This window comes from Stenotrophomonas sp. 109824_Sma (assembly GCF_056480025.1).
Genome location: NZ_CM151078.1, coordinates 2,703,621 through 2,725,973 on the forward strand (window position 1 = coordinate 2,703,621; position 22,353 = coordinate 2,725,973).

Below are 22,353 nucleotides of genomic sequence, written 5' to 3' on the forward strand. Positions count from 1 at the left end.
GGCGTTACCGGCATCCACAAGGACCCTGCGATGAGCTACACCCCCGACAACGCCCAGCTGCTGAACGCCATGCAGAACGTCATGGTGATCTCCACCACCGACCTGCAGGGCAACATCACCTACGCCAACGACCTGTTCTGCACGCTCACCGGCTTCGCCCGCGAGGAGCTGATCGGCCAGCCGCACAGCATCGTGCGCCACCCGGACGTGCCCAAGGCGGTCTACAAGGACATGTGGGACACCATCAAGGCCGGCAAGACCTGGACCGGCATCGTGCCCAACCTCGGCAAGGGCGGCGTGCTCTACGTGGTCGACACCACCGTGCAGCCGCTGTTCGACGCCGACGGCAACATCACCTCGTACATCAGCATCCGCCGCGTGGTGAACGATCTGATGCAGAACTACGACCTGGTCGAATTCAGCAAGGAAAAGTTCGACGATTTCTACGAGGCCGCGTGAACGCCCTCCCGACCAGTACGCCCTTCAGCCGCCTGCTGGTGGGTTTCGCGTCCGAGTCGGGCAATGCCCGCGCCCTGGCCCAGCGCCTGGGCGCGGACCTGCAGCCGCACGCGCCGCAGGTGCTCCCGTTCAACGACATCGACGTGGCCAGCCTCGGCCACGGCGACGTGCTGCTGGCGATCTCCAGCTCGTTCGGCGATGGCGAACCGCCGGCCAACGGCGAGCAGTTCTTCGAAACGCTGCGCCAGACCTCAACGCTGAGCGGCCTGCGCTATGCAGTATTCGGCCTCGGTGACACCGGCTACCCCAGCTTCTGTGGCTTCACCAAGGCGCTGGACGCGGCGCTGAGCGAGCGCCAGGCGCAGCCGTTGCTGCATCGGGTGGACGCCGACCTGGGCTACGAGCAGTTCTTCCAGCAATGGCAGCCGGTGCTGGGCCAGGTGCTGGATGGCGACCTCAACGCTGGCCAGGACCTGCACCTGCAGGTCACCGCCTATGGCGAAGACAATGCCTTTGCCGCCCCCATTCTCGAACGTCGCCGCCTGAACAGCAGCGACCCCGCCGCCTGGCACCTGCAACTGGATATTGCCGGCAGTGGCATGGCCTACCGCGCGGGTGACACCTTGCACGTGGTACCCGAGAACGATTCCGCCCTGCTGCAGGCATTGGCTACCTGGTACGGCGACACCGCCACCGTGGCCGCCCTGCACGACCGCGAGCTGCGCCTGCTGAGCAAGGGCGTGCTGCGCGAACTGGCCAGGCTCGGTGGCAGCGAGGTGCTGAAGGGCCTGCTGAAGGTCAGCCAGAAGCGCGAGCTCGAGGCCTACCTGCACGGGCTGGACCTGCTGGACGTGCTACAGGACCACGCCACGCCGGACAGCGTGCCGCTGGCCCGCCTGCGCGAACTGCTGTCACCGCGCCTGCCGCGCGCCTATTCGATTGCCTCGCACCCCTGCAACGACCAGCTGAGCCTGTGCGTGCGCGAAGTGCGCTACACCTTCCGCGGGCGCGAGCGCTTCGGCACTGCCACCGGCAGCCTGCTGCATGGCGCTGACCATGCCCGTGTGTACTGCCGCTCCAACCCTGGCTTCCATCTGCCCGATACCGGCGAGGCACCGCTGCTGCTGGTCGGCACCGGCACCGGCATCGCACCGTTGATGGGCCTGATGCAGGAGCTGCAGGCCAGTGCCTGCGAACGCGAAGTGCACCTGGTGTTCGGCGAGAAGCACAGCCAGCACGACTACCTGTATCGCGAGCAGCTGCAGGACTGGCACGCGCGTGGCGTGCTGGCCGGCCTGCATACCGCGTTCTCGCGCGATGGCTCCAAAAAGGTCTATGTGCAGCATGTGCTGCAGCAGCGCGGCGATGAAGTGCGCGACGTACTGGCCCGCGGCGGGCATCTGTACCTGTGCGGCAACAAGAGCCATCTGGAAGGCGCGGTGCGCGGGGCCATCGATGCCATCCTCGGCGAGGGCCATTGGGACGCGCTGCGTGGCGAAGGCCGCACGCACTGCGAGTTGTATTGATCCATCACCACTGGACCGTACGAACCCTGGATCGGTAGAGCCGGCCGCTGGCCGGCTGCTCTGGATTCCACGGTTGCCGGCCAGCGGCCGGCACTACCATCAGATGCAACCATTCATCGCCTGAGCGTCGTGGAACCTCTGAACCGGTAGGGCCGGCCCCTGGCCGGCTGCTCCGGATTCCACGGTTGCCGGCCGGCGGCCGGCACTACCATCAGATGTAACCAACCATCGCCCGTGCGTCCATCACGGATCAACCGCCGACGATGCGACCGTCCACCATGCGCGCCACCTGCTGGCCGAACATGGCCACATCCTGCGGATCGTGGCTGATCAACAGCAACGGGATACCAGTCTTGTCCAGCACGGTCTCCAGCTCCTGGCGCAGGTGCTGGCGGAGGTCATGGTCCAGCGCGGAGAACGGCTCATCCAGCAGCAGCGCCTGCGGCTGCGTCACCAGGGCGCGCGCCAATGCAGTGCGCTGACGCTGGCCACCGGACACCTGGGAAGGCAACAGATCACCCACCGCGTCGATGCGGAATGCATGCAACCACTGCTCCACCACATCGAAGCGCTGGCCGACCCGCGGATTCAACCACCCCTTCTGCAGACCGAACGCCACGTTCTGGCGCACGCTCAGGTGCGGGAACAAAGCGTAATCCTGGAACACGTAGCCCAGCCGGCGGCGTTGCGGCGGCAGATCCACACCGGTGGCCGCATCGAACAGGGTCTGACCCTGCAGGCGCACATGGCCCTGGCCCGGCCGCAGCAGCCCGGCCACTGCCTTCAGGGTCAGGCTCTTGCCCGCACCGGAGGGTCCGAACAGCACCACCTGCCGCTGCGTGCACTGCAGCGACACGTCCAGCACGAAATCCTGGCCGGCCGCCTGCAGCCGACGCTGCACCTGCAGATCAAGCCACATCGCGCAGCTCCCGGCGATGCCCGCCCACCAGCCGCGCGGCCAGCAGCAGGATCACGATGCACACCACCGAGGTCAGGATCACCAGCGCATTGGCCTTGCCGTCCTGGCCGGCCTGCACCGCCTCGTAGATGGCGATCGACAGCGTCTGCGTGCGGCCGGGAATGCTGCCTGCCACCATCAGCGTCGCGCCGAACTCGCCCATCGCACGTGCAAACGCCAGCAGCAGCCCGGCGAGGATGCCACGCCAGGCAAGGGGCAGCGTGATGCGGAAGAACACCGCTGCTTCGGATACCCCGAGCGTGCGTGCAGCCTGCTCCAGCTGCCCGTCCACTTCCTCGAACGCCGCGCGCGCCGGCTTGAACACCAGCGGCAGCGAAGCCACCGCCGCAGCGATCACCGCCGCCTGCCAGGTGAACACCAGGTTGACGCCGAACCACGACTGCAGCCACGCACCGATCGGTCCGTTGCGGCCGATCAGCACCAGCAGGTAATACCCCAGCACCGTCGGTGGCAGCACCATCGGCAGGGTCAGCAGCGAATCCAGCAGCTCACGGCCGGGAAATCGCCGCCGCGCCAGCAGCGCGCCCAGTGCCACGCCCAGCACCAGATTGATCGCGGTGGCCCAACCGGCCACCTTCAGCGACAACCCCAGTGCGCTCCAGTCGAGATCCATGCCTCAGGGCTTGCCGAACCCGTGCCTGGCCAGGATCGCCTGGCCCTGCGCCGAACGTACGAAGGCGGCAAACCGCTTGGCCTCCGCCGGCTGCGCGCTGGCCTTGGTCACCGCCAGCGGATAGGCGATGCGCCCCGCCACCGGCACCGCGAAGGCACGGCGTACCCGGTCGGGCATCGCCTGCGCATCGGTGGCGTAGACGAAGCCGGCATCCACCTCACCGCGCGCCACGTAATCCAGCGACTGGCGCACGTTCTGCGTGGTGATGGTCTTGCCTTGCACCGACGGCCACAGGCCCGCCGCCTCCAGCGCGCCCTTGGCGTAGCGGCCGACCGGCACGCTGTCCGGATTGCCCAGTGCGATGCGCTGTACGCCGGCACCGGCCAGGTCCTTCAAGGTACGCGGCGCGGCCTTGGCCTGCGGCGGCACCACCACCCACAGCGCGTTCACCGCGAACACCTCGCGGGTACCGGCCACCAGCAGGTCCTGCTGCTGGGCCTGGTCCATCGTGGTTTCATCGGCCGACGCGAACACATCCACCGGCGCGCCGCGGCTGATCTGCTGCAGCAGCACGCCGGACGCGGCGAAGTTGAAATCGACCTTGGTCCCCGGGTGCGCCTTCTCATAGGCGGTGCCCAGCTCGCGGAAGCTCTCGGTCAGGCTCGATGCCGCCGACACCGTCAGCTCGGCCGCCCAGGCTGGCACCGTGGCCAGCAGTCCCAGCAACAACAGTCCAGCTCGCATCATCGTCGGCTCCCGGCCAGGTTCAGTTCGGATCGGATTCGTCGGCCACCGCCAGCGCCGCCAGGCGCTCGGGCTGCAGCAGCAGGATCTCGCGCTGCTTCACCGTGATGATCCCATCATCGCTCAGGCGGCGCAGCACGCGGCTGGCGGTTTCCGGCGCCATCCGCAGGTAATTGGCGATCTCGGTACGCGCCATCGTCAGGTTGAAGCGCGTGGCGGAAAAGCCGCGCCGCGCGTAACGCTCGGACATGTCCAGCAGGAACGCCGCCATGCGCTCTTCGGTACGGTGGTTGGCAGCCAGCGTGGCGACCTTGCCGATCTCCGCACTGAGCAGGCTGAACAGCTTGGCCTGCAGCCCCGGCATGCGCGTGGCCAGCAGGCTCAACTTGGGGAACGAGATGCGGCACAGGTGCACGGTGTCCAGCGCCACCGCATTGCAGGGGAAGCGCGAACCGTGGATCGCATTCAGGCCGATCACTTCGCCCGGCAGGCTGAAGCCCAGCACCTGCTCGTTGCCCTGGCTGTCATCAACGAAGGTCTTGACCATGCCGGCGCGTACCGCGGCTATCGAATCGAACGATTCGCCGGCGCGGAAGATGTAGTCACCCGCATGGAACGGACCGACGTGGTCGACCAGCACATGCAGGTCGCCCAGCGCGGTCTTGTCATAGCCCTGCGACATGCAGGCATCGGAAAACGCACAGGTACTGCAGAAGTGCAGCGCGTCGCCATCATCGGCGGCAGCGGGGTTCGGCGTGGCCCGGCCGAGACGGCCCTGGGAAGGCGGATTCGAAGACATCGAGGCAGGACTCAAGCGATGGCGGCCGCCGGCCGGAAGCATGCGGCCATCATACGCCACAGCAGCCGTCCTTCTTCGGCCAGCCGCAGCACGCGTGCATCCCACTGCGCCCAGCCGCGCGCCAGCAACGGCGACAACGCCGGCAGCTGCTCGGCGAAGCAGTCCTCGAACGGTTCATCATTACGCCACTCGAATGCAGCCGCATCGAGCGCATGGTCGCAGGCGATGCTCTGTGCCACCTCGGCCGCCATCCGCTCGTCCTCGGACAGGATCAGGCCCGCGGCCACGCCCATGTGACCGGACTGCAACCGCGCCCGCCATTCGCCCAGCTCGTCCTCCAGCCGGTAGAACACTTCGCCGATCTGGCTGCAGGCGGACAGGCCAAGCCCGATAAAATCACTGCGGTCACGCCGTGGCACACCCGCCAGGTCGCAATGGCGCTGGCCGTCGCCCGGGCCATGCGGGTTGGGCAGGTCGCCGCGCTGGTAGTGATCACCACCGATCGGTTCGTAACCGGCCGCGCGCAGCAGGCGCCAGGCCTGCAGCCAGTTTGCGGCGGACGGATGCTGCGGCAGCGCACACGGCGCCGGCAACAGGATGCGCTCGGGCGCTTCGGCCAGCACCTCATGCAGACGCTCGATGAAGCCGATGTCCTCACTGGCGGGCACGCGCAGCTGGTAGTAGCGCGCGGTGAAGCCAACCTGCCGCGCCTGTGCCAGCAGGGTCGGCCCCGGCGCATCCGCACGGTCGATCACGTTCAGGCGGGTGCACCCCACCGCGCGCAGCTGCGCCGGTGACAGCGCGCTCCCGGCGTCCAGCCGCACTTCCACCTGCGGGCGCGCTACCGTGCGCAGGTGCTGCGGCACGGCGTCCAGCAGCTGGCCCAGCTGGGGCGGCGGCAAGGTCTCGGCCAAGCCCAGCTGCAACACCATCGCCACCACTTCGCGGTCCTCGGCCAGGGCATCGGCCTGCAGCTGCAGGGCCAGCAGCAACGTGTCCAGATACGCCTGCGGCGGCACATCGCGCCCGCCACGACCGGCCTGGAAGCCGAGCGTCAAGCCACGCGGGATCAGATGCTCGTTGCTGGCACGCACGGCGGCGCGCCAGCCGCTTTCACCAAACCCAGTGCTGAACTGGTCAGCCGCCGGAAACAGCACATGCCGGGGTTGCCGCAGCAATGCCGCCTGCAGCGCAGTGTCCTCACTCTCATCGACGTGGAAGCTCATGGCACACATCTTCGGGCGTTCCTCTTCGCGTGGCCCTGATTGAAATCAAGCGTGGCGCATCGGCAGGTTCATGCCGACCAGCGGCCGGCACTACCTTTCCCCCGCTACCCGGTAGTGCCGGCCGCTGGCCGGCAACCCCGTTCACCTGCCGCGCACCCGCTCGGCGGCGGCCGCATCGATGGCTTCTGGCAGGTCGGTCTCGCGGTCGATCTGCGGGAAGTGACGGCGCTCCATGCGACGGATCGCAAAGTGCATCCACGCCAGTGCAGCAGCCACCAGCACGAACAGCAGCATGAAACAGCTGCTCCAGATGCCCACGGCATCGTTCAATGCCCCGAACACGATCGGCAGGATGAAGCCCCCCAGGCCGCCGATCATGCCGACCACACCGCCCACCGCACCCACGTGCTGCGGGTAGTACACCGGAATGTGCTTGTAGACCGCCGCCTTGCCCAGCGACATGAAGAAGCCCAGCACGAACACCAGCACGGTGAACATCACCACGCCGATGGCCAGATGGAAATGGATCGGGCCATGGATGCCCTTCACCACGTACTCGGTATCCGGGTAGGCCAGCAGGAAGGTGCAGATGGCCGACACGCCGAAGGTCCAGTACATCACCCGCCGCGCCCCCATCCGGTCCGACATCCAGCCACCGACCACACGGAACAGGCTGGCCGGGATCGAATAGCACGCCGCCAGCATGCCGGCGTGGCCCACGTCCATGCCATAGGCGCCCACCAGGTAGTGCGGCAGCCAAAGCGCCAGCGCCACGAAGCCACCGAACACGAAGAAGTAGTACAGCGAGAACCGCCACACCTGCAGGTTCTTCAGTGGCGCCATCTGCTCGGCGAACGGCACCGGCTTCACGCCTTCGCGACGGCGCTGCTCCAGCGACGGGTCTTCCTTGCTGAAGAGGAAGAACAGCACCGCAGTGACGGCCAGCGCGACGGCCCAGACCTTGGCGACCATGGTCCAGCCGGCCGCCACCATCACCAGCGGCGCCAGAAGCTTGGTCACCGCCGAGCCGATGTTTCCAGCACCGAAGATCCCCAGTGCGGTGCCCTGCTTGCTGGCCGGGAACCACTTCGAGACGTAGGCCACGCCCACCGAGAAGTTGCCGCCGGCGATGCCCACGCACAGCGCGGCGATCAGGAACTGGGTGTAGGTCTGTGCATAGGTGAGCATCCAGGTGGCCACTGCGCCACACAGCATCACCAGCACCATCACCTTGCGGCCACCGAACTGGTCCGACCAGATGCCGAGGAAGACCCGGCTGACCGAACCGGTCAGCACCGGGGTGGCGATCAACAGGCCGAACTGGGTGTCATTCAAGCCAAGCTGTTGACTGATCTGGATGCCGATGATCGAAAAGATCATCCACACCGCGAAGCACACGGTGAAGGCGAACGTGCTCAGCCACAGCGCACGTTGCTGCTGCCCGGCACTGGCGGGGGCAAGGGCCTGGTTCATGAATTCTCCTCGTTCAAAGGGGGTCAGCCGATATCCGCTTCGGCTTCGATCTCATCCAGCCCGCGCACCGGGTAGCGCTCCTGCAGCTGCAGCAGGTAGGCCTGCACCTCGCGCTGCCGTACCTGCAGCTCCAGGTAGTCACGCAGCTGCGGCAGCACCGTCTCGAACGGCTGCGGCAGGCCTTCCTCGCGGGCATCGACGCAGACCACGTGGTAGCCCCAGCGCGATTCCACCGGGAAACCGGCCAGGCCTTCGCGCAGGCGGAACACCTGTCGGTCGAACTCCGGCGTGGTCTGCCCACGCTGCAGCCAGCCCAGGTCACCGCCTTCGCTGCTGGACGGGCAGCGCGAATGGCGCAGGGCGAAATCGGCGAACAGGTGCGGCGACTCCTTCAGCAGTCCGACCAGCCGCTCGCCTTCGGTGCGCGCGGCGAAGCGCCCGGCCACGTCGTCGGCCGGCGCGGCCAGCAGGATATGGCGCAGGCGCACGCGATCGGGCGAGCGGAATCGCTCCGGATTCTGCTCGAAGTAGCGGCGGCAGTCCTCGTCGGTCGGCACGCGGTCTTCGATCGCGTCTTCCAGCAGCTGCTGGATCAGCACTTCCTCGTCGCTTACGCGGTTGCCCTCCGGTGCCTGCAGGCCCAGCCGCTGCGCTTCCAGCCGCAGCAGCTCGCGCACCACCAGTGCACGCGCCGCTTCGGCGCGTGACTGTTCCGGGCGCATCGCCCGATGGTGCTGCATCTCGCGGGCGATGTCGGCCTCGCTGATCGCGGTCTCGTCCACGAACAGCCGGCACGGCGCCGGCTGCCCGAGCGAGCGCGGCCCCTGCTCTGCCGCGTCGTGGTGATGCGAATGCGCCTCGGCAGGCACCGGTGCGGCGGAGTCGATCACGGTGATCGGCAGGAATTTCGGCAGGCTGCCCATGGTTTACTCCCGCGGACCGTAGCGCAGCGTGGCCTGGCGGCGGCGCACCACCTGGTAGGGCCGCCACAGATAGCTGATCGGAATGCTCCACACGTGCACCAGGCGGGTGAACGGCGCGATCAGGAACAGGGTCAGGCCCAGGAAGATGTGCATCTTGTAGACCCAGCTGACGCCCTCGATGTAGTCGGCGGCACCGGCACGGAAGGTCACGATGTGCTGCGCCCATTCGGCCAGCTGCACCATCACCCCACCGTCCAGGTGGCCGGACGAGATGCGGATGCTGTACAGGCCCAGGCACAGCTGGGCGAACAGCAGCACCAGCACCAGCGTGTCACCGAAGCTGCCGGTGGCCCGTACCCGCGCATTGAACAAGCGGCGTACCAGCAGGATGCTGATGCCGATGAAGCACAGTGCGCCGAACACACCGCCGACCACCATTGCCAGCATCTGCTTCTGCGACGAGGTGATGAAGTGCTCGTACACCGCGTGCGGGGTCAGCAGGCCGACCAGGTGGCCACCGAGGATGGCCAGGATGCCGATGTGGAAGCAGTTGCTGCCGATCCGCATGCCCTTGTCCGACAGCATCTGGCTGGAGCCGGTGCGCCAGGTGTACATGGCCTTGTCATAGCGCGCCCAGCTGCCGATCAGCAGCACCGCCACGGCGATGTACGGGTAGTACTGGAAGGCGAATTGATGCAGGGAGTAACTCATGGCTGGACCTCTCGATGCGAAGGACGGGCCGGCGAACGCACGGGCGGCTTGCAGTCTTCGGCAGGGGCTTCGGCGCCGAAGCGCACCGCCTCCTCCTCCCACAAGCGGTCCATGGCCTCGGCGGTATCGTCGCGGACTTCTTCGCTGGCACGCTGGCGCAGCGCCTGCAGATCGGCCTTGCCGTCACCGGCTTCGACCAGGATCTCGAACAGCACCCGGTGCGGCAGCTCGCGCTCGGCGGCACGTGCCGCCAGCATCCCGGCGATGTGGCCGATGTGATGCAGCCACTCGCGGGCCTCGCTGCCGGGGCGATGGGCCAGGAACTCCAGCAGCAGCGGCAGGTAGTCCGGCAACTCGCGCGCATCCAGTTCGAAGCCGTTGCGGCGGTAGGTCTCGACCAGATCGACCATGGCCTGGCCGCGGTCGCGCGACTCGCCATGGATGTGTTCGAACAGCAGCAGGCTCATCGAGCGGCCGCGGTCGAAACTGGCCAGCCATGCGGCCTGTGCGTCCAGCGCATCGGTATCCAACAGCTGCTGCACGAAGCTGCGCAGCTGCTGGCGGCGGGCGGCGCTCAGCGCCGGGTCGTCGCAGGCGGCGAGCAGTTCCTCGCCGTGCTGCCACAGTTCTTCACGTGGGTAATCCAGCAGCACCCCGACCAGCTTGAGCACGCTCATCACACCACCTCCTTGCGGCGGTGGTTCGGGCCCTTGTCCACCACGAAGGTGGTGCTCTTGCGCTGGCCGAACAGATCGGCCGGGCTGTCACCATTGCAGCCGTTGCCGAAGGTGAAGCCGCAGCCGCCGCGCTCGCCGAAGGCATCGTTGGCGTACTCGCGGTGGCCGGTCGGAATCACGAAACGGTCCTCGTAGTTGGCGATGGCCAGGTAGCGGTACATCTCTTCCACCTGGGCGATGCTCAGTCCGGTCTGTTCCAGCACGGCGGTGTCTTCCACGCCGTCCACATTCTTGGCCCGGCGCCAGGCACGCATCGCCATCAGCCGTTCCAGCGCACGCACTACCGGCGCCTCGTCACCCGCCGTCAGCAGGTTGGCCAGGTAGCGCATCGGGATGCGCAGCGAGACCACGTCCGGCAGTTCGCCGCTCATACCCACGCGGCCACGCTCGGCGGCGGACTGGATCGGCGACAGCGGCGGCACGTACCAGACCATCGGCAGCGTGCGGTACTCCGGGTGCAGTGGCAGCGCCAGCTTCCAGTCGATCGCCAGCTTGTACACCGGCGACTGTTTGGCCGCATCGAGCCAGCTGTCCGGGATGCCCTCCTTGCGCGCGGCGGCGATCACCGCCGGATCGTTCGGATCCAGGAAGATGTCCAGGTGGGCCTGGTACAGGTCCTTCTCGGCGGCCACCGAAGCCGCCTCGGCGATGCGGTCGGCGTCGTACAGCATCACGCCCAGGTAGCGGATGCGGCCCACGCAGGTCTCCGAGCACACGGTCGGCTCGCCCATCTCGATGCGCGGGTAGCAGAAGATGCACTTCTCCGACTTGCCGCTCTTCCAGTTGTAGTAGATCTTCTTGTACGGGCACGCCGACACGCACATGCGCCAACCGCGGCACTTGTCCTGGTCGATCAGCACGATGCCGTCTTCCTCGCGCTTGTAGATCGCGCCCGACGGGCACGCCGACACGCACGCCGGGTTCAGGCAGTGCTCGCACAGGCGCGGCAGGTACATCATGAAGGTCTTCTCGAAGGCGCCGTAGATCTCCTTCTGCACCTGGTCGAAGTTGTAGTCGCGCGAGCGCTTGCTGAACTCCGAACCCAGGATCTCCTCCCAGTTCGGGCCCCACTCGATCTTCTGCATGCGCTCGCCACTGATCAGCGAGCGCGGCCGCGCGGTGGGCTGGTGCTGGCTGTCCTTGGCGGTGTGCAGGTTCTGGTAGTCGAAATCGAACGGCTCGTAGTAGTCGTCGATCTGCGGCAGGTCCGGGTTGGCGAAGATCTTGGCCAGCATGCGCCAGCGGCCACCGGCACGCGGCACCAGCTTGCCGGCGCGGGTGCGCACCCAGCCGCCGTTCCACTTGTCCTGGTTTTCCCATTCCTTGGGGTATCCGATGCCCGGCTTGGTTTCCACGTTGTTGAACCAGGCGTACTCGACGCCCTCGCGCGAGGTCCAGACGTTCTTGCAGGTGATCGAGCAGGTGTGGCAGCCGATGCACTTGTCCAGGTTCAGCACCATCGCGATCTGTGCACGGACCTTCATCACACCACCTCCTTGCTGGCCGATGCCGAAGCACCAGCGGGCTGCTCATCGTCCAGCCAATCGATCTTGTCCATCTTGCGCACGATCACGAACTCGTCGCGGTTGGTTCCGCAGGTGCCGTAGTAGTTGAAGCCGTACGCCAGCTGCGCGTAGCCGCCGATCATGTGGGTGGGCTTGAGCACGATGCGGGTCACCGAGTTGTGGATGCCGCCGCGGGTCCCGGAAATCTCCGAGCCCGGCACGTTGATGATGCGTTCCTGGGCGTGGTACATCATCGCCATGCCCGGCATCACGCGCTGGCTGACCACCGCACGCGCGGCAATCGCACCGTTGACGTTGAACAGCTCGATCCAGTCGTTGTCGACGATGCCGGCGCTGCGCGCGTCGTCCTCGCTGATCCACACGATCGGGCCACCGCGCGACAGCGTCTGCATGATCAGGTTGTCGCTGTAGGTGCTGTGGATGCCCCACTTCTGGTGTGGCGTGATCCAGTTCAGCACGATCTCCTTGTTGCCGTTCGGGCGCTGGTTCAGCAGCGGCTCCACCGTGCGCGTGTTGACCGGCGGCCGGTAGCCCATGAAGGCCTCGCCGAAGTCGATCATCCACTCGTGGTCCTGGTAGAACTGCTGGCGACCGGTCACCGTGCGCCACGGAATCAGCTCGTGCACGTTGGTATAGCCGGCGTTGTAGCTGACGTTGTCGTCCTCCAGGCCCGACCAGATCGGCGAAGAGATGATCTTGCGCGGCTGTGCCTGGATGTCACGGAAGCGGATCGCCTCGTGCTCCTTGCCCACCGCCAGGTGGGTATGCTCGCGGCCGGTGAAGGTCCCCAGCGATTCCCAGGCCTTCACTGCCACGTGGCCATTGGTTTCCGGCGCCAGGTGCAGGATCACCTCGGCCGCGTCGATCGCGGTCGAAATGGCCGGGCGACCCTGGCTCACGCCCGCGTCGTGCACGGTGTGGTTGAGCTTGCCGAGGAATTCGACCTCGTGCTTCGTGTCCCAGCTCATGCCCTTGCCGCCGTTGCCCAGCTTGTCCAGCAGCGGGCCCAGCGAGGTGAACTTGCGGTACAGGTTCGGGTAGTCACGCTCCACCACCGTCATCGACGGCATGGTCTGGCCCGGGATGGCCTCGCATTCGCCCTTCTTCCAGTCGGCCACGCCGAACGGCATGCCCAGTTCGTTCGGGGTGTCGTGCAGGGTCGGCACCAGCACCAGATCCTTCTCGACGCCCAGCACGCCCGGCGCCATCTCGCTCACGGTGCGGGCGACCTCCTTGAAGATCTCCCAGTCGCTGCGCGATTCCCAGGCCGGATCCACCGCCTTCGACAGCGGGTGGATGAACGGGTGCATGTCCGAGGTGTTGAGGTCGTCCTTCTCGTACCAGGTGGCCGTGGGCAGCACGATGTCCGAGTACAGCGCGGTGGTGCACATGCGGAAGTCGAGCGTGACCAGCAGGTCCAGCTTGCCCTCCGGTGCCTCGTCACGCCACGTCACCTCCTCCGGCTTGATCGCCCCCATCTCGCCCAGATCCTTGCCCTGCAGCCCATGGCGCGTGCCGAGCAGGTGCCGCAGCATGTACTCGTGGCCCTTGCCCGACGAACCCAACAGGTTCGAGCGCCAGATGAACATCATCCGCGGATGGTTCTGCTGTGCATCCGGATCAGCGAAGGCGAAGTCCAGCGAGCCGTCCTTGAACTTGCCCAGCGCGTAGTCGGCCGGGGCAACGCCCGCTGCGTCCGCCTCCCGCACCAGCTGCAACGGGTTGCGGTCCAGCTGCGGCGCACACGGCAACCAGCCCATGCGCACCGCGCGCAGGTTCAGGTCGGCCAGGCTGCCGCTGTACTTGCTGGCATCGGCCAGCGGCGACAGCAGCTCATCCACCTGCAGCTTCTCGTAGCGCCACTGCCCGGTGTTGAAGTAGAAGAACGACGTACCGTTCATGTGCCGCGGCGGGCGGCTCCAGTCCAGGCCGAACGCCAGCGGCTGCCAGCCGGTCTGCGGCCGCAGCTTTTCCTGCCCCACATAATGCGCCCAACCACCACCGGTCTGGCCCACGCAACCGCACATGATCAGCATGTTGATCAGGCCGCGGTAGTTCATGTCGTTGTGGAACCAGTGGTTCATGCCCGCGCCGACGATGATCATCGAACGGCCATGGGTCTTGTCGGCGGTACGTGCGAACTCGCGGGCGATCTCGATCACCTCGGCGCGCGACACGCCGGTGATGCGTTCCTGCCAGGCCGGCGTACCCGGCACCATGTCGTCGAAGCTCGATGCCACGTTGCCGCCGCCAAAGCCACGGTCCACGCCGTACTGGGCCAGCAGCAGGTCGTAGACCGTGGCCACCAGGGTCTCGCCACCCTCGGCCAGGGCCAGGCGACGCACCGGGATGTTGCGCTCAAGCACGTCATCGGCCGGCGCCGCGGTCCAGCCATCGGTCTCGATGCCACCGAAGTACGGAAAGCTCACCGCTTCGATGCCCTCATGGCCATCGGCCAGGCTCAGGCGCAGGCGTGTATCGGCGCCCTTGCTTTCCTTCTCCTCGATGTTCCACTTGCCCTTCTCGCCCCAGCGGAAGCCGATCGAGCCGTTCGGCACCACGATCTGGCCGCTGGTCTCGTCATAGGCCAGGGTCTTCCAGTCCGGGTTGTTGGCTTCACCCAGCCCGCCCAGTTCACTGGCACGCAGGAAACGGCCCGGCACCAGGCGGCCGTCGTCGCGGCGCTCCAGGCGCACCAGCATCGGCATGTCCGAGTACTGGCGGCAGTAGTCCTGGAAATACTGCGAGGGCGAATCAACGTGGAACTCGCGCAGGATCACATGGCCGAAGGCGAAGGCCAGCGCCGCATCGGTGCCCTGCTTCGGGTGCAGCCAATGATCGGTCAGCTTGGCCAGCTCGGAATAGTCCGGGCAGATCGCCACCGTCTTGGTGCCGTTGTAGCGCGCCTCGGTGAAGAAGTGCGCATCGGGCGTGCGCGTCTGCGGCACGTTCGAGCCCCAGGCGATGATGTAGCGGCTGTTGTACCAGTCGGCCGATTCGGGCACGTCGGTCTGCTCGCCCCAGATCTGTGGCGAGGCCGGCGGCAGATCGCAGTACCAGTCGTAGAACGACAGGCAGGCGCCGCCCAGCAGCGACAGGTAGCGCGCACCGGCGGCATAGGACACCATCGACATCGCCGGGATCGGCGAGAAGCCGACCACGCGGTCCGGGCCGTACTGCTTCACCGTGTACAGGTTGGAGGCGGCGATGATCTCGTTGGCCTCTTCCCACTGCAGGCGCACGAACCCGCCCATGCCGCGGCGGGTCTTGTACGAACGCGCCTTCTCCTTGTCCTCCACGATGCTGGCCCAGGCATCGACCGGCGCCTTGCTCTTGCACGCTTCGCGCCACAGGCGCAGCAGCGTGCCGCGGATCAGCGGGTATTTCAGCCGGTTGGCGCTGTACAGGTACCAGGAATAGCTGGCGCCACGCGGGCAGCCACGCGGTTCATGGTTGGGCAGGTCCGGGCGCGTGCGCGGGTAGTCGGTCTGCTGGGTTTCCCAGGTGACCAGGCCGTTCTTGACGTAGATCTTCCAGCTGCAGGAGCCGGTGCAGTTCACGCCGTGGGTGGAACGCACGATCTTGTCGTACTGCCAGCGGGCGCGGTAGCTGTTTTCCCAGTCACGGCCTTCGCTCTTGGCGAATCCGTGGCCATCGGCAAAGGTCTGGGGGTCACGCTTGAAGAACTGCAAGCGATCGAGGAAATAACTCATCGGGGGTCTCCCTTTGCGGACATCGGCATCGTGGCTGTGTGTGTCATCTGGCTGCGGTGCGTTTTCATGTCGTCAGCAGGGTGTCTCAGCACCGCGCCGGTAGTACCACCACCAGGTCACGGCCAGGCAGGTGACGTAGAAAACAACGAATCCGTACAGCGCCATGTCGGGGCTGCCGGTCAAGGTGATGGACGAGCCATAGCTCTTGGGAATGAAGAAGCCGCCATAGGCACCGATCGCACCGGAGAAACCAACCACCGCGGCCGACTCGATGCTGGCCTGGTGCGCGGCGGTGGCCTTGCCTTCGGCGTTGTCGTTGGCCGACCAGCGCTCATGCAGGGTGCGGAAGATCACCGGGATCATGCGGAACGTGGTGCCGTTGCCGATGCCACTGAGCACGAACAGCGCCATGAAGCTGAGCAGGAAGCCATGGAAGTTGCCGCCCTGGCCATGGCTGGGCAGGAAGTGCAGCACGCCGAACACGGCCGCGATCATCAGCGCGAACACCCAGAAGGTCAGGCGTGCACCGCCCCAGCGGTCGGCCATGCTGCCGCCCACCGAGCGCATCAGTGCGCCCAGCAGCGGGCCGATGAAGGCGTAGGCCAGCGGGTTCACCTCCGGGAACTGGCTCTTCACCAGCATCGGGAAGCCGGCCGAGAAGCCGATGTAGGAACCGAAGGTGCCGATATACAACCAGCACATCAGCCAGTTGTGCTTGCGGCGGAAGATCACCGCCTGCTCGGAGAACGACGAGCGGGCGCTGGTCAGGTCGTTCATGCCGAACCAGGCCGCGATGGCGCACAGCGCAATCGCTGGCACCCAGATGAAGCCGGCGTTCTGCAGGAACAGCGGTGCCCCACCCTCCACCGTGGGCTGCGGTGCACCACCCAGCGCACCGAACACGCCCACGGTGATGACCAGCGGGATCACCGCCTGCGCCACCGACACGCCCACATTGCCCAGGCCGGCATTCAGGCCCAGCGCCAGGCCCTGCTTCTGCTTGGGGTAGAAGAAGGAGATGTTGGACATCGACGACGAGAAGTTCGCGCCACCGAAGCCACACAGGATCGCGATGGCCACGAACACCCCGTACGGCGTGGCCGGATCCTGCACCGCGAAGCCGAGCCAGAGCGTCGGCGCCAGCAGCGAGGCCGTGGACAGCGCGGTCCAGCGGCGGCCGCCGAAAATCGGGATCACGAAGGAATAGAAGATGCGCAGCGTGGCGCCGGACAGGCTGGGCAGCGCCACCAGCCAGAACAGCTGGTCGGTGCTGAAATTGAAGCCGATCTTCGGCAGGCTGATCGACACCGCCGAGAACAGCACCCAGACCGAGAAGGCCAGCAGCAGCGAGGGGATCGAGATGACCAGGTTGCGGGTGGCAACCCGCTTGCCGGTGCGCTCCCAGTAGCCGGGATCTTCCGGCGTCCAGTCGCTGATGACGCGACCCGGACGGGCAGTGCTGCGGACAACAGGATCGCTACCGACGGTCATACATGGCTCCAAGGCTGTGGAATGACGTAGGTACTGCGTTTCAAGTTGTGACCCGTCGTCATGCAGCCATTAGGCCGCGCAGCAACAACGACGGGGTTGATCTGGATCAATCAGGGACCGGTTTCCGCCGTGCCCCTGACAAATGTCAAACCGGTGAAGCGGTGGTGCGGCGGGTCACCCCGCGCTGGCGCACGCTGTCGCGCACGTCCACATCGAACTGCAGCTGAAGCTGGCTGCCATCTTCCAGGGCAATGTCGAATGGCAGGCCCTCCCGGCACGGCAGCCGCGCCGCCAAGGCCTCGACGGCCAGGCGCGGCAGTACCAGGCGGCAGAAGGTGCCACCGTCCAGCAGCACGGGCTGCTCGCCGCCATGCAGCGACACCGCCATGCCCCAGCCCTCGATGCCGCCAAAGCGGGTCATGTTCTCGACCGATTCACCGGCCAGCAGGCGCGCCAGTTCGGCCTCATCCAGGCGAAGCCGTACTGATTGGTCCCGCAACTGCACTTTCATGACGCAACATCCTCCCATTGTTCGGGGGTATTGCAGTTGACCAGGCAGGCTTCGTCAACGCTTTCCAGCAGCAGCGCGTGCATCTGCAGGCGGCGCTGGAAGGCCTGTACCGAGCGGCGTCCGTCCGCATCATCCAGCATCGCGGCCAGCACGCTACGAGTGGCATTGTCCACATTCAACAGCATGGGAAAGGGATGCCCGTCAAAGATCGTGCATGCGCCCCGCCCCTCGGCGGCCAGCCGTTGCAGCAGCCGCGGCGCCAGCAACGGCGTATCCACCGCTACCACCCAGGCCGGGCCATCGGGCATCTGCTGCATCACGCTGTGCAGTCCACCCAGGGGACCGCAGCGCGCCACTTGATCGGGGATGCCGCCGAAGGCCGGATAGTCGCCGCTGACCCACACCCGTTCGGCGCCGGCCTGCAGCAGCAGGCCACGCATGTGTTCCAGCAGCGTGCGCCCCTCCCACGGCAGCAGCGCCTTGTCGCGGCCCATCCGGCTGGACAGGCCGCCGGCCAGCACGATGCCGTGGATGCTCATCGCAGTAGAGCCACGCCATGCGTGGCTGCGTCGGCCGGATTCATCGGGAAGGCCACATCCACGCATGGCGTGGATCTACTGAACCCCGCAGCCATCCAGACATTCGGTGGTAGAGCCACGCCATGCGTGGCTGCACCGGCCAGATCCACCGCAGAAGCATCCACGCATGGCATCGCCCGGGCACCCCGCAGTAGAGCCACGCCATGCGTGGCTGCAGCGGACTCAATGGTGGTGGTCGTGCGCATGGTCATGGGCATGTGCGGGCTCGCTGTCCGCGTGGCACAGGCTGCAGCCCTCGCTCCACGCGCTGTCGCCGTCCTCGTAATGCTCCTGCTTCCAGATCGGGCACTGGTGCTTCACCACCTCGATCAACTGCCTGCAGGCACGGAACGCCTCGTCACGGTGCGGGCTGCCCGCCGCCACCACCACCGCCACATCGCCGATACCCAGGCGGCCCTTGGCGTGGGCCACATACAGCTTCAGCTTCGGTCCAAACGTAGCCTCAACCTCGGCGGCCAAGCGCTTGAACTCGTTCAACACCAACGGCTCGAACAGGTCGTAGGTGATCCCGGTCACCGGCCGGCCGATGTTGACGTCGCGCACCTTGCCGATGAACACGTCGATGCCACCGAACCCCGGATCGGACACCGCAGCGATGCCCTCGGCCGGATCGATCGCCGCCTGCGCGCGGTCCACCACCTTGGCGATGATCTTCTCGCTCATCGCTCAGCCCCCGCTCACCGGAGGCAGGATCGCCACCCGGCCATCGTCGGGCAGCGCTTCGTGGTCACGCAGCACGCGTTGCTGGTCGGCAAATGCCGAGTAGTCCAGCAGGCCGGCGCGGAAGCCGGGCCAACGCGTCGGCAGCAGCTCGCGCAGTGCCTGGCGCAAGTCGGCCACGGTGCTACCGGCCACCTCCACCGCGATTTCGCGGCTGGCATCCAGATCGGAAAACGCACCAAACAACTGCAGATTCACCTGTTTCATCATGACTCCTGGCTCGCCAGCTGCACCGGGTCATGGTGACCCCAGCCCTGCACGCGCACGTAGGTGCCAGCGGTGGCCAGGTCACCCTCGGCCTCCAGCACCACCCAGGCGTTGGCCTGCAGCATGGACATCAAACGGAACGACTCCTGCCCGGACAGCACGCGCGCACTCAGGCGCCCCTGACCGTCAACTTCCACCCGCGCACGCGCGTGGAAGCGCAGGCCCGGCGGCTTGCGCACGTCGGCCTGCAGCGGCAGCTGCAACACGGTTTCCGGTGCCAGCCCCAGCAGGCGCCGCAGCACCGGCTCCACGAAGAAGCGCTGGCCCACGGCGGCCGACACCGGGTTGCCCGGCAGGCCGAAATACAGCGCGCCATTGGGCAGCACCGCGAACAGCAACGGCTTGCCCGGGCGGATCGCAACCTTGTGGAACACGATGCGCGCACCACGGCCACGCAGTGCGTCGGGAACGAAATCGTAGCGGCCGGCCGACACCGCGCCCGTGCTGATCAGCAGCTGCGCGCCGGCAGCCAGCGCTTCATCCAGCACCGCATTGAACGCGGCCACGTCATCACCCACCGTGCCCTGCCAGACCACTTCGGCACCGGCGGCCTGCAGGCGGCCCACCAGATACGGCCGGTTGCTGTCACGGATCTGGCCGGATTCCAGTGTCTGCGCCGCCTCGGTCACCAGCTCCTTGCCGGTGGCGATCACCGCCGCCTTCGGCCGTGCCACCACCGCCACCTGGCCCACGCCGATGGCATGCAGCAGGGTGCGCGCATTGATGTCCAGCACCTGCCCGGCCTGCAGCACACGTTCGCCTTCGCTCACATCCTGGCCGCGCAGGCGCACGTTCTGGCCCGGCTTCACCGTGCCCTTCAAGGCGATGCGGGTCGGGCGTCCATCCTCGCTGGCGAGGACGTCCACGTTCTCGACCGGCACCACCGTATCCAGCCCAACCGGCATGCGCGCACCGGTCATGATTTCCCAGGCACCCTCGCCGCCTTCGGCGCCGGCATCGCCGGCGGCCTGCCAGCCCTGCACGGTAAATTCGGTACCGGCTTCGAACGTCGCGCCGTTGGCGCGCAGCGCGAAACCGTCCATCGCAGAATTGTCGAACGGCGGCAGCGACTGCCCACTGATGATGTCACTGGCCAGAGTGCGGCCGCCGGCCTCATGCAGCGGCAGGCGCTCGGCCGGCAGCGGCGTGGCCGCATCCAGCAGGTGCTGCAGGGCTTCGCTGTAAGCAATCATCAGTGGCCACCACCCTCGACCATCGCCAGGGCGTGGCCCAGTACCGGCGCCAGGATATCCAGGCACTGCGCCGCCGCCTTCGGGCTGCCCGGCAGCGCGAACACCAGCATGTTGCCCAGCTGCACCACCTCGGCGCGGCTCAGCCAGGCCATCGGTGTGTGCTGTGCGCTCAGTGCCCGCACCATCTGCGCCAGGCCATGCACCGGCCGCGCGTTCAAGGAACGCAGCGCCTCCGGGGTCAGGTCACGTGGGCCCAGCCCGGTACCGCCGGTGCACAGGCACAGGCGCACGCCTTCGACAGCCAAGGCCTGCAGGCGGCCCGCCAATGGCTCGATGCCATCAGGCAACACCTCGGCGGCCACGACCTCACCGCCCAGCTTTTTCAGGCCGGTCACCAGGGTCGGGCCGGACACATCCTCATAGGTACCCTCGCTGGCGCGATCACTCAGCGTGATCACCGCGCAGGCCGCGCCCTCCAGGCCCTTCGGCGCACGCGGCTTGAAGCGCGCGCGCTCGGCATCGTCCATGCCGTCGGGGTGCAGCCACACACCGCGCTTGCCGCCTTCCTTGAACAGCAGGCGGATGCCTTCGATGCGCAGCGCCGGTTCCACCGGCTTGCTCAGGTCGTACAGGGTCAGCAGCGCCGCGTTGACGCCAGCCAGCGCCTCCATCTCCACGCCGGTGCGCGCCTCGCTGGCGCACTCGCACCACACGCGGATCGCCTGCCGCTCCGGTACCGGCGCGCAGAACACTTGCACCAGCTCCAGCGGCAACGGGTGGCACAGCGGCATCAGCATCGAGGCCATCTTGGCGCCCTGCAGGCCGGCAATCTCGGCCATCACCAGCGCATCGCCCTTGGGCAGGCGGCGCTCGACGATCAGCGGATAGGCCACCGGACCGGCATGCAGCTCGCCCACCGCCACCGCACGGCGGCGGGTGATGCGCTTGTCGCGGACATCGGCCATATGGAAGGCCGCATTCAATTCCCCACTCATCGTGTTGCTCATCCTCCGATGGAGGCCAGGTGCGGGGTCAGCCCGGTCTGGCCCTGGTGCAGTCCATGCCCGGCCGCTTTCAGGCCAAGCTGTGTGGTGATGCGTGCCAGCAACGCGTCGTGGTCATCGTCGCGCTGCAGCAGCGGGCGCAGCGGCACGCCGAACTCGCCGAACAGGCACAGCCGCAGGTCGCCCTTGGCGGTCACCCGCAGGCGGTTGCAGCCCTTGCAGAAGTCACGCGAATACGGGGCGATGATGCCGATGCTGCCGCGATGGTCCGGATGCCCGAACTCACGCGCCGGGCCGGCATCGGCCGCGCGCGGACGCTCGTGCCAGCCGGCCGCCAGCAGCTGCTCGATCACCAGGTCGGCGCGCAGGTGGTGGCGCTGGAAATAGGCTTCGTTGTCGCCGGTGCGCATCAGTTCGATGAAGCGCACGCTGAAGGGGCGGTCGCGCAGGTAGTCCATCCACTGCGGCAGCTCGTTGTCGTTCAGGCCACGCAGCAGTACCGCGTTGAGCTTGATCGCGGGCAGGCCCAACGCCTGTGCCAGCGCCAGGCCCTGTTCGATCTCCGGCAGGCGGTCATGCCCGGTGATGGTCCTGAAGCGTTCGCGCTGCAGGCTGTCCATGCTCACGTTCAGCGCGGTCAGGCCGGCGCGGTGCCAGCCCGGCAGGCGCCGCGGCAGCAGCGTGCCATTGGTGGTGATGGCCACCTTGCGGATGCCCGGCACCGCCGCCACGGTGGCGATGATCTCGTCCAGGTCCTTGCGCAGGCTGGGCTCGCCACCGGTCAGGCGGATCTTGCTCATGCCCAGCGCGGCAAACGCACGCACCAGGCGCGCGATTTCATCCACCTGCAGGAAGCGCGGGCGGCCATCGGCCTGGTAACCGTCGGGCAGGCAGTAGCTGCAACGGAAGTTGCAGGCTTCGGTCAACGACAGGCGCAGGTACGGAAAGCTGCGTCCGAAACCGTCGGTGAGTTGGCTCATGGCTGGTCCACCTTGTTGCTCCACCGTCTTGCCTGTGCCCGGAACGGCCCGGAAACCCTCGTCTGCTGGAACGATTGCCAGAGTACGCGGCCGTCAGTTCCATGGGCATGACTTAAATCAATCGTCTTCGGCCCCACGCGGCAGGCGTTATGGCAGCAT

21 protein-coding genes are annotated in these 22,353 nt (G+C 67.0%); 2 read left to right on the plus strand and 19 right to left on the minus strand.

Annotated elements, in window-relative coordinates; translation table 11 throughout:
* Positions 1-30: 30 nt before the first annotated feature.
* On the plus strand, positions 31-459 hold the full coding sequence (locus ACZK1G_RS12860; RefSeq protein ID WP_005409905.1) for a PAS domain-containing protein: 429 nt from the start codon (positions 31-33) through the stop codon (positions 457-459).
* A complete protein-coding gene (locus tag ACZK1G_RS12865) occupies positions 456-1,985 on the plus strand; it encodes a flavodoxin domain-containing protein (RefSeq protein WP_101765587.1) in 1,530 nt (509 codons plus the stop codon). Before ACZK1G_RS12860 ends, ACZK1G_RS12865 begins: the two co-directional genes overlap by 4 nt.
* Before the next feature lie 250 nt (positions 1,986-2,235).
* On the opposite strand, the gene ACZK1G_RS12870 is transcribed toward ACZK1G_RS12865, so the two are convergent.
* From ACZK1G_RS12870 to moaA, 19 genes are all read right to left on the minus strand, one after another.
* Complete coding sequence (locus tag ACZK1G_RS12870; RefSeq protein ID WP_101765588.1) at positions 2,236-2,904, minus strand: sulfate/molybdate ABC transporter ATP-binding protein; 669 nt, start codon at positions 2,902-2,904, stop codon at positions 2,236-2,238.
* Entirely contained in the window at positions 2,894-3,577 is a 684-nt protein-coding gene (gene modB, locus ACZK1G_RS12875; protein WP_049444683.1) for a molybdate ABC transporter permease subunit, read from the minus strand. Before modB ends, ACZK1G_RS12870 begins: the two co-directional genes overlap by 11 nt.
* A 3-nt stretch (positions 3,578-3,580) precedes the next feature.
* Positions 3,581-4,324: a molybdate ABC transporter substrate-binding protein gene (modA, locus tag ACZK1G_RS12880; protein WP_049444681.1), complete on the minus strand. Its 744-nt coding sequence runs from the start codon at positions 4,322-4,324 to the stop codon at positions 3,581-3,583.
* Between the two features lie 19 nt (positions 4,325-4,343).
* Entirely contained in the window at positions 4,344-5,120 is a 777-nt protein-coding gene (locus ACZK1G_RS12885) for a helix-turn-helix domain-containing protein (protein WP_049444749.1), read from the minus strand.
* Positions 5,121-5,131: 11 nt separating this feature from the next.
* Positions 5,132-6,346 (minus strand): oxygen-independent coproporphyrinogen III oxidase, encoded by a 1,215-nt coding sequence (locus ACZK1G_RS12890; protein ID WP_049444747.1) that lies wholly within the window; start codon positions 6,344-6,346, stop codon positions 5,132-5,134.
* Between the two features lie 141 nt (positions 6,347-6,487).
* Positions 6,488-7,819, minus strand: a complete 1,332-nt coding sequence (locus tag ACZK1G_RS12895) for an MFS transporter (protein ID WP_014037437.1) — start codon at positions 7,817-7,819, stop codon at positions 6,488-6,490.
* A gap of 23 nt (positions 7,820-7,842) precedes the next feature.
* On the minus strand, positions 7,843-8,742 hold the full coding sequence (locus tag ACZK1G_RS12900; RefSeq protein WP_049444679.1) for a peptidylprolyl isomerase: 900 nt from the start codon (positions 8,740-8,742) through the stop codon (positions 7,843-7,845).
* A 3-nt stretch (positions 8,743-8,745) separates the two neighbouring features.
* On the minus strand, positions 8,746-9,453 hold the full coding sequence (gene narI, locus ACZK1G_RS12905) for a respiratory nitrate reductase subunit gamma (RefSeq protein WP_010485313.1): 708 nt from the start codon (positions 9,451-9,453) through the stop codon (positions 8,746-8,748).
* The gene (narJ, locus tag ACZK1G_RS12910; protein WP_049444677.1) at positions 9,450-10,130 is read right to left on the minus strand and encodes a nitrate reductase molybdenum cofactor assembly chaperone; all 681 of its coding nucleotides are present in this window, start codon (positions 10,128-10,130) and stop codon (positions 9,450-9,452) included. The genes narI and narJ overlap by 4 nt, the downstream gene beginning before the upstream one ends.
* Positions 10,130-11,674 (minus strand): nitrate reductase subunit beta, encoded by a 1,545-nt coding sequence (gene narH, locus ACZK1G_RS12915; RefSeq protein ID WP_049444676.1) that lies wholly within the window; start codon positions 11,672-11,674, stop codon positions 10,130-10,132. The genes narJ and narH overlap by 1 nt, the downstream gene beginning before the upstream one ends.
* On the minus strand, positions 11,674-15,429 hold the full coding sequence (locus tag ACZK1G_RS12920; RefSeq protein ID WP_197621969.1) for a nitrate reductase subunit alpha: 3,756 nt from the start codon (positions 15,427-15,429) through the stop codon (positions 11,674-11,676). Before ACZK1G_RS12920 ends, narH begins: the two co-directional genes overlap by 1 nt.
* A 72-nt stretch (positions 15,430-15,501) precedes the next feature.
* Complete coding sequence (locus ACZK1G_RS12925; RefSeq protein ID WP_101765590.1) at positions 15,502-16,920, minus strand: NarK family nitrate/nitrite MFS transporter; 1,419 nt, start codon at positions 16,918-16,920, stop codon at positions 15,502-15,504.
* Between the two features lie 145 nt (positions 16,921-17,065).
* Positions 17,066-17,431, minus strand: coding sequence for a hypothetical protein (locus ACZK1G_RS12930; protein ID WP_101765591.1), 366 nt, complete (start codon positions 17,429-17,431; stop codon positions 17,066-17,068).
* The gene (gene mobA / locus ACZK1G_RS12935) at positions 17,428-17,970 is read right to left on the minus strand and encodes a molybdenum cofactor guanylyltransferase (protein WP_101765592.1); all 543 of its coding nucleotides are present in this window, start codon (positions 17,968-17,970) and stop codon (positions 17,428-17,430) included. Before mobA ends, ACZK1G_RS12930 begins: the two co-directional genes overlap by 4 nt.
* Before the next feature lie 222 nt (positions 17,971-18,192).
* Entirely contained in the window at positions 18,193-18,693 is a 501-nt protein-coding gene (locus tag ACZK1G_RS12940; protein WP_101765593.1) for a molybdenum cofactor biosynthesis protein MoaE, read from the minus strand.
* 3 nt (positions 18,694-18,696) lie between these two features.
* Positions 18,697-18,957 (minus strand): MoaD/ThiS family protein, encoded by a 261-nt coding sequence (locus tag ACZK1G_RS12945; protein WP_049444672.1) that lies wholly within the window; start codon positions 18,955-18,957, stop codon positions 18,697-18,699.
* Positions 18,957-20,210 (minus strand): molybdopterin molybdotransferase MoeA, encoded by a 1,254-nt coding sequence (locus ACZK1G_RS12950; RefSeq protein WP_101765594.1) that lies wholly within the window; start codon positions 20,208-20,210, stop codon positions 18,957-18,959. The genes ACZK1G_RS12945 and ACZK1G_RS12950 overlap by 1 nt, the downstream gene beginning before the upstream one ends.
* The gene (gene moaCB, locus ACZK1G_RS12955; protein ID WP_101765595.1) at positions 20,210-21,205 is read right to left on the minus strand and encodes a bifunctional molybdenum cofactor biosynthesis protein MoaC/MoaB; all 996 of its coding nucleotides are present in this window, start codon (positions 21,203-21,205) and stop codon (positions 20,210-20,212) included. The genes ACZK1G_RS12950 and moaCB overlap by 1 nt, the downstream gene beginning before the upstream one ends.
* Before the next feature lie 8 nt (positions 21,206-21,213).
* Positions 21,214-22,194, minus strand: coding sequence for a GTP 3',8-cyclase MoaA (moaA, locus tag ACZK1G_RS12960; protein ID WP_049444670.1), 981 nt, complete (start codon positions 22,192-22,194; stop codon positions 21,214-21,216).
* Positions 22,195-22,353: the final 159 nt, after the last annotated feature.